Below are 11,154 nucleotides of genomic sequence, written 5' to 3' on the forward strand. Positions count from 1 at the left end.
TGAGTTCGCTGCACAATAGTCAGTAAAAGGCACTCAATTCTTGAGTGCCTTCAGATCATAACAATACCTAATTTCATCATCTCTTTTTTATCAAACACGCTCAATAATCAACGCTTTACCCATGCCGCCCCCAATGCACAAAGTAGCCAGACCATATCTTAGGTTTCTGCGCATCATCTCATAAAGAAGCGTAACAACGATTCTAGCTCCGGTACATCCCACCGGATGTCCTAACCCAACGCCGCTTCCATTGACATTAACAATCGAACGATTCAACTCCAATAATTTCTCCACAGCAATATACTGTGCCGCAAAGGCTTCGTTCACCTCAAAGAGATCAATATCACCCAGGGTCAGGTTAGCCTTTTGCAATGCCTTCTTAACGGCCGGCACAGGTCCATACCCCATGAGTTCAGGTTCAACTCCGGCAACTGCATAAGACACTATTCTAGCTAGTGGCTTAACCCCAAGTTCCTTAACTTTTCTTTCTGAGGCCAGTACCACCGCAGCTGCCCCATCATTGAGTCCCGAACTGTTTCCGGCAGTGACGGTACCATCCTTGATAAAACTTGGCTTTAATTTAGCAAGATCCTCCATGGTTAAACCATCCCTCGGATGTTCATCTGTATCTACAACGTTTGACTTGCCCTTCTTTAAGGCGATGGTGACTGGTACGATTTCCTCTTTAAACCGACCGTTCTTGATAGCATTCAGGGCATTTTGATGACTTCTGAGCGCTATTAAATCTTGCTCTTCTCGGGTAATACCGTACTTTGTTGCCAAATTTTCTGCTGTTTGGCCCATCAAGATATGATCGATCGGGTCCTCTAATAGTTCCCATACCGAGTCTTTTATCTCTCCATGTTGAAGCCGTTGTCCCCAGCGTGTACTTTTTAGCAAATAAGGAGAAGAACTCATACATTCTACTCCTCCGGCTAAGACTAGTTCAGAATCTCCTAAGCGAATTTCCTGCGTACCGGACACGATGGCCTGCATCGCTGAACTGCATTGTCTTTGGACAGTAAATGCGGTTACCTCTTTGGGAAAACCAGCCTTTAATGAGACGACCCTTGCTACATTAGGCTCATCTGTCCTTTGGATACAGTTTCCTAAGATCACCTCATCAAACTGGCTTTTATCGACTATACCTGCTCTTTTCACAGCTTCTTGTGCCGGAAACAAGGCGAGTTCGTTAGGGAGCAGGGTCTTTAATGAGCCGCCGAAATCTCCTATGGGTGTCCGAGCCCCAGATAAAATAAAAACCTCTTGCACTGCGCTCAACTCCTTACTTTTCATTTACCAGAACATTATATCACTTTCCCGTAAAAATGAGGTTTACTTTATCAGAAAATTCAGTTGAAAATAGTAGTATGCTTCTCCTTCTCTAAGATGTATGTTTACAATTAAAAACGCTCACGAAGATCTTACTTTTTGATTGTAAGATCTCCCTGAGCTTTATTAATTTCGCATCCATTCTTAATCTGCATTTCTAAATAATAGTCTTCTTGTTACTAACAAATCCAGGATTCTTGTTACGTTTGTGTTATTATTTAGGCAACATAATAGCTAATCATTTTAAGATATCCCTGCCCTGAATTGCCATACTCATCAATTAGAATTAACCCTTGTTCTCTTGTAAAGTTTACGTCGTTGTCTCTAGCCCATTGAACCACAAAAACAGATTTGCCCCTCTTCTGATAAGTCATCTTTGATATTTCCCTCGTTGATCACCGCATGACTAAAATCCGGTGTTCCATCCGCGAATATTGCTTCGGCAGCATTTTTGTTGTTTAACATGATATTTGTAATCGCTAAGGCAACCTCAGGCACAAATTTTAGTCTTTCGATCCACTGAAAGCAATAAAAATGTGTAACTGGATGTCGTGATCCATCCATAGGAGGAGTGCAGTACCATACTGTATAACTGTACCCATCATAAGGCTCATCATTACAACGATTAAACGTGGCAGTGTCAGGAATCGAAACCATATTTCTCTTTGATTTCATCGAAGCATTCTTCGCTTCAGGAATTCTTCGGGCGTCAATATTCTCTTTCAAAAAATTAATGACTCCAACGTCTGCCAGGGTGCTGGTATCCCCTATTTCTCGACCCTCTGCGATGTCTTTCAAAAGACGTCTCATTATTTTCCCGCTTCGAGTCTTAGGTAATTCAGTACTCAAAAAGATGTCATCCGGCCGTGCAAGTGAACCAATTTTCAGGACAACATGTGCTTTTAGTTCATCAACCAGCTCATCATTAACCGCAATTCCTTCTTTTAAACTAACGAAGGCAAACACCGCTTGGCCCTTTACTTCGTGTGTTCTGCCCACACATGCCGCTTCAGCCACAAATGGATGATCAGCTAACGCACTTTCCACTTCCGCCGTTCCAATTCTATGCCCGGAGACATTAATGACATCATCCACGCGCCCAGTCACCCAAAAATAACTGTCTTCATCCCATTTCGCTTCGTCCCCAGTAAAATACAAACCTTTAAATTGGCTCCAATAGGTATCTTCATATCGTTTATCATCACCATATACAGTTTTAAGCATCGCTGGCCATGGCTCACGAACCACTAAATATCCACTCTTACCTTTCGGTACAGGATCACCTGCGTGATCAACTATTTCTATATGGACTCCCGGAAATGGGATAGTGCAAGATCCAGGCTTTAGGGGGGTAATTCCTGGTAAGGGTGTCATCATGATCATACCCGTTTCCGTTTGCCACCAGGTATCCACTATGGGGCATTGCTCTCGTCCGATATGTTTATAGTACCACATCCAAGCTTCCGGATTAATCGGTTCACCAACCGAGCCCAAGAGTCGTAAACTTGAAAGATCTCTGCCCGAGGGATAACTTTCTCCCCATTTCATAAACGTACGAATAGCAGTTGGGGCAGTATATAAAATTGTAACCCTATATTTCTCAACGATTTTCCAATAGCGATCCTTTTCTGGATAATCAGGGGCTCCTTCATACATCACGACCGTTGCACCATTACTTAATGGCCCATATACCAAATAACTGTGTCCTGTTATCCAACCAACATCCGCCGTACACCAATATACATCTTCTTCTTTAAGGTCAAATACCCATTCATGTGTTGTCGACACCCCAACCATATAGCCGCCTACCGTATGAACCACCCCTTTGGGTTTTCCTGTGGTTCCGCTCGTGTAAAGAATAAAGAGCATATCATCCGCTTCCATTGCTTCCGCCGGACATACTATCGAAACATTCTCGACAGCTTCGTGATACCATATATCTCGTCCTTCTATCATATCGACAGGTTGACCGGTCCGCTTGACGACGATTACATTTTCTACACAATTATTTATACAAGTTACAGAGGGAAGTGCACGATCCACATTAGCTTTCAACGGGATACTATTTCCTCGTCGATAGCTTCCATCCGTGGTCACTACAACCTTTGACTGAGAGTCCTGAATCCTGTCCTTCAAGGCTTCTGCGCTGAACCCGCCAAATACAACACAGTGTGCTGCTCCTATCCTGGCACATGCGAGCATCGCGATAACTGTCTCCGGGATCATAGGCATATAAATTGTCACTCGGTCTCCCTTTTCTACCTCAAGAGACTTAAGTACATTCGCAAACTGGGAAACCTCCCGCAAAAGATCTTGATAGGTGAAGACTCGTCGATCTCCCTGTTCTCCTTCAAATATTAGAGCCGCTTTGTTCCGACGCGCTCCTTTTAAATGACGGTCCAGGCAATTGTAAGCTGCATTCAATTTTCCGCCGACATACCACTTTGCAAATGGATAGTTCCATTCTAGAATAGTGTCCCATGATTTAAACCAGTCTAATCGTTTCCCTTGTTCGTTCCAAAACTCATTCCGGTCCTGCCCTAGCTCATGAATTTCTGAGTTTTGTATTACGGCATTTGAACTAAATTCCTTAGGAGGGAAAAACATCTCTTTTTCCTCCAGTGATCTTGCACTGCGTTCCTCTGTCATATATTACCCTCCTATACTTCATTTCTTCTATAATACACTTTTAGGGCCTAAAGTGTTAGTCATTTAGCTGACAATTCAGAATATTAATTTTCCAATTCGATTTTTATTTTATCATTGAAGGAGTTCCAAAGAACTGTTCACAGCGAATATAAATAACCCCTCCTGTTACATTTTAACTGGAGGGGGTTACTTGCAAATATTGAATTATGTTCTATGAAAGATTACAACAGCTTTTCAATCGAGCTGGAAATTATTCTCAAACTGCGTACAAGCTCTTGATATTCGTCTTTATTCAAATCAGAAATGCATGCTTTGTTGGCATTATTTGATATTTCAATCAGCAGTTCTAGGGCATTTTCGCCTTGTTCTGTAAGAGTTATACTATAAATCCTGCGGTCATTTATATCAATATTTCTAACAACATACCCCTTTTTCACTAACAAGTCTAAGATTCTTGTGACATTTGTTTTATCCTTGAGGCATGCACGGGCTAAGTCAGTTTGGGATGCTCCCGGATTATGATAAATAGCATTTAGAATTGCCCATTGTTCTGTTGTAACATTTAAGCCGTTGTCTTTGATTAACTTACTAAAATAGGTTTTCATAAAATAGTTTGTTTTAGCAACAATAAAACCCAAGGAATCATCTATATTAAAATCTTTCATATATTCCCCTTCTTCATTCGTAAACATCTAAAGAATAATAATATCATGAATCTTTAATTGAGCAAACTTTGTTCAACATATTATCCCCTTTTAGAAGAACAAGGGGGTAATACCCCCTTGCACGCCACGCTAGATCCTTTCAGCAATTTTCAACCACGTTTCTTTGGTCAAAAAGCTTTCTTCCACTTGCTCTTCTAACTCTAAAAAGCGTTTATAGGGAATGCTAAAAGAAAGGACATCTTTATCGATAAATTTACGGGCCGAAGGGTCGGTTAAACCTATACAGCACTTCGGGTTATTCGACTCTACTTGATCTAATGCATAAAGTATTGACTGATGACAGCCTGCACCAAAATCCACTTTTACATTATCTTGAGTTGCTTTATCGTAATTGGCAAAGTACACCAGTGCTGAAAGTTGATCCGCATTGGTTAGAAAAATAACAACCTCTGGCGTTTCACCCTCCCCTAATTCTGCCAAAGGTTTAAAGACAATATACTTCTTTGCCTCGACTACCGGTAAGCCCGTTACAAATTTGGCAGCAACATCAGGATTCTTTTTATAAAATTCTCCTTCCATGCCGCCTACCCCGCCAGTAGACAAAAAATACTCCGTAAAACCCAATTTAAATTGTTCAAAGCCCAGCCCTACTGCTCCGCCCCTGCACCCAGAGGTTTTAGAGTCAAACACTGCGCTCCGGCCCTTAGTTGCTGCATTTAACATTGAGATAACACAGCCCCACTTTCCCTCCTGAAATTGCAGAGCTCCTTCTGGTTTCAGATCTGTGCGAAATACGGCTACCGGTTGAGTTTTAAGTTTAATGGCCTTGGCGATCTTGCTTTTCACGCTAACACTTCCTTTATTATAGTTTTAGATTTTATTTTATGCACAAAATATTATAGTTACAACAATTGTAGATACAGCAACTATATTTGTCAACTAATTTATGTCCTATTTACTTTCTTTAAATAATCCGCCATCAATCGTTAACCGGTAACCAGAATTATTCCATCAGTACACTGTAATACTAGCAGGATAATTTGGTATGATATGAGTAAGATATCATCATTTCTCAGCACTAAGTGCATAGTACATTTCATAAGGATTGTTCATCCGAAAATTTTAAAAAAAGGGAGCTAATGTCGATGACCAAATTCACTGAGATCAACCCAGAACTTTTTGAGCGAAGTCCGTTTAAGTTAATAGGTAAGGATTGGATGCTCATTACTGCTGAAAAAGATGGAAAGATTAATACTATGACTGCCTCGTGGGGCGGTTTTGGGGTAATGTGGGGTAAAAATGTTGCCTATATTGTTCTCCGCCCACAACGCTACACTAAAGAGTTTGTGGATAGCTCTAAGACATTTTCGATCACATTTTTGGATAACAGCTTTAGAACAACGTTAAGTTATCTTGGCACAAAGTCTGGCAGAGATGAAGATAAAATTAAAAACTCCAAGTTAACTGTTCTTCATACCGATGATATTCCGTATTTTGAAGAAGCAAGTATCGCAGTTCTTTGTAAGAAACTCTATGCCCAAGAATATAAACCTGAGTTTTTTATTGATCAAGAGCTTAATGAAAAATGGTATCCTGAGGTTGACCATCATACATTGTACATTGCAGAAGTTACAAAAATTCTTATAAAAGAGTAGCAAAAAGAAAGGCAGGAAGCAAAACAATTGCATCCTGCCTTCTTATCGCCTGTAGGGGTAGATGGGTGCATTTAAACCTGAAACTTGCTAACAGCTTCCTGAAGATTCTGGGCTAGCGTAGCAAGGCTCTGGCTGGAAGAGGCTATTTCCTGCATGGACGCCGATTGCTCCTCAGTAGCAGCCGATACCGTCTGGGCTTCGCCAGTAACCTTTTTACTTATGTCATCAATCTGGTTCACAGATCCTACTATCTGTTGGCTGCCAATAGCCATCTCATCAATGGTCAAAGCTATTTCTTTCACCTGTTCAGATACGTGGGTCACTAATTCTGTGATTTCCTGAAAAGCTTGTCCAGCAGCATTAACTACTTCTGCTCCCAAGGTAACTTCCTGAGTGCCATTACCCATGGCCAGGACAGCTTGATCGGTGTCTCCCTGAATTTCGCCGATCAGTGAGGCTATTTGCTTTGTTGCTTCCTGTGACTGTTCGGCAAGTTTACGCACTTCTTCAGCTACTACGGCAAAACCTCGTCCTTGTTCACCAGCCCGTGCAGCTTCAATAGCGGCGTTAAGGGCCAACAGATTTGTCTGTTCTGCAATGCCAGAAATAGTAATAACAATCTGCCCAATTTCCTTTGAGCGCTCGCCCAATTCAGCGACCGCCTTGGCCGAACTGTTTACAGTTTGTTCAATCTTTGCCATTTGAGAAACAGCTTTATTTACCGAGCTGTTCCCTTCGTTGGCCTTATTGGCAGCCTGGACCGATTGTCCAGCCACCTCTGTCGTTGTCGCTGAAACCTGTTGAATACTGGCTGACATCTGCTCAACTACTGCTGAAGCTTCATCAACAGCCCTCAACTGCTCTTCTGCACCTGTCGCCACTTCGGTAATTGACGTTGCTACTTGGTTCGCTGCCAGAGCCGATTGTTCAACGCTAGCCGTTAATTCTTCACTGGCAGCAGCTAACTGCTCGGCTTGATAGCTGACCATAGTGACCATTTCATGCAAATGCGTCCTCATCTTTTGGAAACCATTCGCCAGTTGACCGATTTCGTCTTCCGCAAAATCCCCTGTCTCACGCTCTCTAAAATCTCCTTGGGCCAAGAGCAGACACTCATCTCGAATCACCAAAACAGGTTTTGTGAACCTTCTTGCAATAAATACAATTGCAAGTCCCGTAATCAATAAACAAACTACGGCAATTATCAGCATCATTCGGGTCAAGCTAGTGGTTTCCCGGGTAGCCTCGACTTCGGGCGCCGCCACCGACATAATCCAGCGTTGTCCGCCCGGCAAGTCGATTGGAGTGAAAACCGCAATCCTTGGCACATTATCAACGAAGGTATATGCTCCGCTTAGCTGTTTCCCCGACTCTGCTGCCGACTTAAACAGGTTAATCAGATGGTCGTCAAGCTCAGCCTTTGCTAACTTAAGTTCAGGATTAATAGTCTTCTCCAAAAGATTCAGTTTGCCGATCGCTTCAGGAAGTTTTGGATGAGCTATGATCATGCCTGAATCATCCGCAATTTGACCATAGCCACTATCTAGAAATTTCAGATCTTTAATCAGTGCGGACACTCTTTCCACCGAAAATGTTCCAACCAATACCCCAGTGAACTGATCATTATTCTTGACAGGAACCGCTAAGACAACTGCTAACTTCCCAGTTGACTTGGAAACGAGCGGGTCTGATACAACTGCTTGCTTGGTGTCTATAACTTTCTTAAAATAGTCGCGATCACCGTAGGAGGCCGTAGCTCCTGTACTAGTGAGCCCTGATCCATCAGGTGCCACGAAAACAACGGCATCAAAAGTACCAAATCGTTCTTTGGCCTCTGCCATAGCTTGAACCATCCGCACTTTGTCGGAACCTGTACGAATTTCCTCTAGATTACCTAGGTCTTTGAGCCGAGACAGCATAAGCTCCATATCGGCTTGAACGCGATTGCTGTAATCAGTTCCCGTCGCGATGGCTGTTTGATCGACACTCTTGGTCAGGGACTGTTTGGAAAGGTAGTAGCTCACCCCAGTTAGAACACTTAATACCACGATAACAAGAGGCAACAAGAGTAGTAGCAACTTTGTTTGAATACTTTTAACGTTCACCTGTTCGACTCCTTTTGATCAATTTCTGCAAAATACGACTTTTATGTATATAATTAAAAGCTGTAGCGTTTAAAGCGCCACAGCTTAAAAATCACCCATACCGGTGTTCTACCTTTGGCAACCTGACTGTCATAGTACTTATACCTTAGACTCATGGCTTTGTGTCCTTACTTTTCAGCAAGTTTACTTTTCACTATATTAAATTAAGATGATGAGTCCTCCGTAACATGAGATTTTATATTCGTTATTATATACATTAATTATCTGAAATACAACATACATTTTATATTCACTTTGTTAAAAGTTATACTAGAACTTATACACCAAAATTCATTACCGATCCCTCTCACGATCGTGTAATGGAATTAGAACCGCAACAGTCAGGGTATCGAATGAGGTTCTTTCTCATGAAGAGGACCTTAAATGAAAGTTATGCTCGGAAACAACAGCATTCCTGCCGCCCTCTTTTGCTTTGTACAAGGCTCGGTCAACTCGATCCATAATTAAATCCTCATCATCCTGACTACAAAATGATGTAACACCAAAGCTGCAGGTTAGAGCCATTCCTTTCTTCATTGACTCTTTACAGATTGATTTTCGCAACCTTTCCGCGAGGGCAGAGGCCTCTTGACAATGGGTCTGAGGTAAAAGAATTACAAACTCCTCACCACCCCAACGTGCAAAGACATCAACTCCCCTAACTAATCCTTTCACAAGATTGGCTATTTCTATAAGAACTATATCTCCAAAAATATGGCCATTTTTATCATTAAACTGTTTGAAATGGTCTATGTCAAACATAATAAGAGAAAAGGAATTCCCATACCTCCTAGCTCCTTCAATCTCACAGCTCAACGCCTCGTTGAACTTCAGTCGGTTATATATATTGGTTAATGAATCTTTCGTAGAAAGCTCTTTAAAGTATTGTTTATTAACAAAATCAAGCCTCATGTACTTGCCCAAACTGTATGAGGATATGCTGCTAAAAAAGATTGCCAGTGACAGGTAGCCAAAGACCGATCCAAACTCAAGCAAAGGTGGATGATATTTAGTCAGAGTAATAACCATATAACCAAGCAATGCGAAAAGTGAAAGACATACTTTATAGTGCAGTAAATTTGGTACTAGAAAGAAAATCCCTAAAACAATCACATTAATCGAAAAAGCCTGGATAAGAAAATGATAATCCTCATATTTCATAACAATTATAAAAAACAGCACAATAAAGATGAGTTGATAAATAGTGATCTTTAAAAAAGGAGTGGACTTCAGGAAATAATCTGGCTTAAAATAAAACATCACTGATAACCAAAGGAACGTCAAACGACATAGAAATAAGACAACCAGAACCATGAATTGGCTGTTTGATGAAAAATCATAAAATGAGTACAAGAAAAAAATGCTTCCTACTATTAAAGCGACTTTTCGCATATAGCTTTTAGACCTAGTTAAGTATGACTCCTGAAATTGTTGTTCTAAATGCTTGTCCAAGAACATTCCGGTCAATTTAGAAGTAACATGGTTTTGCGAATCAGCCAAAGAATCACTTCTTTCTAAGGGACCACATTATAGACCCAATTGCCCTTAAAATCTCCACTATTAAACATTTCAAGATGAATATAGAATTTATTATATTACAATATGGAGTATAATTCTATATTTTGTTATATTCTGTATAACTTATTGTTGTAATAATATCTTTTTTGTTATACTTTGTTGCAATTTCTTCCAAATTAATTTATTCATATAAAACGAAATACGCTAATCAGTTTTTACACTTTAAGACCCTCTTCAATCATTTCTGAGGCTGTAAACCCTTTTTGTATTCTACGCAGAACCTCGTCATCTCCACTCTCCATTCCGGAGTGTATACGGGTTAGGCCTGCTTCTTTTAGACGGTGAAATTCCTTTGTATTTTTTAATTTGAGATATTTTGCAGAAGATGAATACGATCAAAAGTGGACGGATTTCTATTTAGGCTCCTGTAGGTACTACAGCAACTTAGACAAAGTGACTAGGAGTTGGTATGAGCACGTTGGGGAAAGTAAACGATCTGGTAATTTGTTTGTGCGCTTCAAGACTCAGAGCTTTTTTGAGCTGAGGGAGAGGCCATACTTATTGATAGGAAATTTAAGTGATTCTTTCCACGAGGTTAATGTACGTCTAAAATTGGATGAGTTTACAGTTAAAGAAGCTGATGGGGTTCTTTTGCGTACTCCCGACATTATTTGCCGTGATGCAGCATCTTTACTAGTGAACCTGCATAGCCTCGATATACGTGGGATTTCTAAAATGTCCGCAAGGTAGTATAAACAATTCTGTTCCGCGAGAAAAGAGATAACAAAGTAAAAAAGAAGGACCCCAAAGCCTTAACGTAAGGATTTGGGGTTCTTGCTTTTTAAAATCATCCCGAGAGTCTATCAGAATTTAACAACAATCTACTCCCAAAGCAGTCCAGGTCTGAATACCGACGATTCCATCCGTAACTAGACCCATACACTCTTGGAAAGCAAGGACAGCCGCTCTAGTAATAGGTCCAAAGATCCCATCAACATTGCCCGCATAGAACCCTCTTGTTTTCAAGAGTCCTTGCAGTTTTACTACTGCTGGTCCAATGCTCCCTTGTTCAAGAGTAGGACATTGATTTCCCGGCGGCGGGGTTGGTGTATGACAATCTACGCCCAGTGCAGTCCAGGTTTTTATCCCGACAATTCCATCTTGCGCCAATCCCATGCTCCCTTGAAATGC

The 11,154-nt window shown here is 41.1% G+C and carries 9 protein-coding genes and 1 riboswitch; of the genes, 2 read left to right on the plus strand and 7 right to left on the minus strand.

All coding sequences use genetic code 11. The features are described from left to right. Nucleotides 1–90: 90 nt before the first annotated feature. The 4 genes from BUB11_RS25185 to BUB11_RS25200 form a co-directional block, all read right to left on the minus strand. Nucleotides 91–1,272, minus strand: coding sequence for a thiolase family protein (locus tag BUB11_RS25185; RefSeq protein WP_200797992.1), 1,182 nt, complete (start codon nt 1,270–1,272; stop codon nt 91–93). A gap of 384 nt (nt 1,273–1,656) precedes the next feature. Then, nucleotides 1,657–3,981, minus strand: coding sequence for an acetate--CoA ligase (gene acs, locus BUB11_RS25190; RefSeq protein ID WP_073033244.1), 2,325 nt, complete (start codon nt 3,979–3,981; stop codon nt 1,657–1,659). Between the two features lie 221 nt (nt 3,982–4,202). Beyond that, complete coding sequence (locus tag BUB11_RS25195; RefSeq protein ID WP_073033246.1) at nt 4,203–4,646, minus strand: MarR family winged helix-turn-helix transcriptional regulator; 444 nt, start codon at nt 4,644–4,646, stop codon at nt 4,203–4,205. 129 nt (nt 4,647–4,775) lie between these two features. Continuing rightward, nucleotides 4,776–5,492 (minus strand): DUF169 domain-containing protein, encoded by a 717-nt coding sequence (locus BUB11_RS25200; RefSeq protein WP_073033248.1) that lies wholly within the window; start codon nt 5,490–5,492, stop codon nt 4,776–4,778. A 299-nt stretch (nt 5,493–5,791) separates the two neighbouring features. Between BUB11_RS25200 and BUB11_RS25205 the strand changes: the two genes are divergently transcribed. Continuing rightward, entirely contained in the window at nt 5,792–6,301 is a 510-nt protein-coding gene (locus BUB11_RS25205; protein ID WP_073033250.1) for a flavin reductase, read from the plus strand. Between the two features lie 71 nt (nt 6,302–6,372). Here the strand turns inward: BUB11_RS25205 and BUB11_RS25210 are convergent, their stop codons facing one another. After that, nucleotides 6,373–8,406 (minus strand): methyl-accepting chemotaxis protein, encoded by a 2,034-nt coding sequence (locus tag BUB11_RS25210; RefSeq protein WP_073033252.1) that lies wholly within the window; start codon nt 8,404–8,406, stop codon nt 6,373–6,375. Nucleotides 8,407–8,519: 113 nt separating this feature from the next. Beyond that, nucleotides 8,520–8,604: riboswitch (cyclic di-GMP riboswitch) on the minus strand. A gap of 207 nt (nt 8,605–8,811) precedes the next feature. Continuing rightward, nucleotides 8,812–9,705 carry a GGDEF domain-containing protein gene (locus tag BUB11_RS25215; protein WP_207650054.1) on the minus strand — a complete coding sequence of 298 codons (894 nt, stop codon included), beginning with the start codon at nt 9,703–9,705 and terminating at the stop codon, nt 8,812–8,814. 819 nt (nt 9,706–10,524) lie between these two features. On the opposite strand from BUB11_RS25215, the gene BUB11_RS28610 reads away from it, so the two are divergent. Further along, complete coding sequence (locus BUB11_RS28610) at nt 10,525–10,713, plus strand: hypothetical protein (protein ID WP_242947752.1); 189 nt, start codon at nt 10,525–10,527, stop codon at nt 10,711–10,713. 120 nt (nt 10,714–10,833) lie between these two features. Here the strand turns inward: BUB11_RS28610 and BUB11_RS25225 are convergent. After that, the coding region (locus BUB11_RS25225) for a peptidoglycan-binding domain-containing protein (protein ID WP_143187718.1) at nt 10,834–11,154 on the minus strand (321 nt) is incomplete at its 5' end.

It is taken from the genome of Desulfosporosinus lacus DSM 15449 (assembly GCF_900129935.1).
Classification (GTDB): domain Bacteria; phylum Bacillota; class Desulfitobacteriia; order Desulfitobacteriales; family Desulfitobacteriaceae; genus Desulfosporosinus; species Desulfosporosinus lacus.